Source organism: Paenibacillus sp. FSL R5-0490 (genome assembly GCF_001956215.1).
Lineage (GTDB): Bacteria > Bacillota > Bacilli > Bacillales > Cytobacillaceae > Cytobacillus.
On sequence record NZ_MRTQ01000061.1, the window covers coordinates 1 to 363 of the forward strand.

The following is a 363-nucleotide window of genomic DNA, read 5'->3' on the forward strand; positions in this document are numbered from 1 at the left end:
AGTTTGATAATGGTATGTATAATGGTGGGCCTAAATGGACTCGAACCATCGACCTCACGCTTATCAGGCGTGCGCTCTAACCAGCTGAGCTATAGGCCCATATTTGTTGGAGCGGGTGAAGGGAATCGAACCCTCATCATCAGCTTGGAAGGCTGAGGTTTTACCACTAAACTACACCCGCAAATAATTTTGGTTTGGAGGCAACACCCGGATTTGAACCGGGGATGGAGGTTTTGCAGACCTCTGCCTTACCACTTGGCTATGCTGCCTTAAAAAATGGCTGGGCTAGCAGGATTCGAACCTGCGAGTGACGGAGTCAAAGTCCGGTGCCTTACCGCTTGGCTATAGCCCAAAAGTTAATGC

General features: G+C 49.6%; 4 tRNA genes. All 4 read right to left on the bottom strand.

The features are described 5' to 3' along the window. Positions 1 to 22: 22 nt before the first annotated feature. The 4 genes from BK139_RS23440 to BK139_RS23455 all read right to left on the bottom strand — a co-directional run bounded on the left by BK139_RS23440 (position 23) and on the right by BK139_RS23455 (position 352). Positions 23 to 99, bottom strand: a tRNA-Ile gene (locus BK139_RS23440). Between the two features lie 8 nt (positions 100 to 107). Next, positions 108 to 181: transfer RNA gene (locus tag BK139_RS23445), tRNA-Gly, on the bottom strand. A gap of 14 nt (positions 182 to 195) precedes the next feature. Then, positions 196 to 269: transfer RNA gene (locus BK139_RS23450), tRNA-Cys, on the bottom strand. Between the two features lie 8 nt (positions 270 to 277). Then, positions 278 to 352: transfer RNA gene (locus BK139_RS23455), tRNA-Gln, on the bottom strand. Positions 353 to 363: the final 11 nt, after the last annotated feature.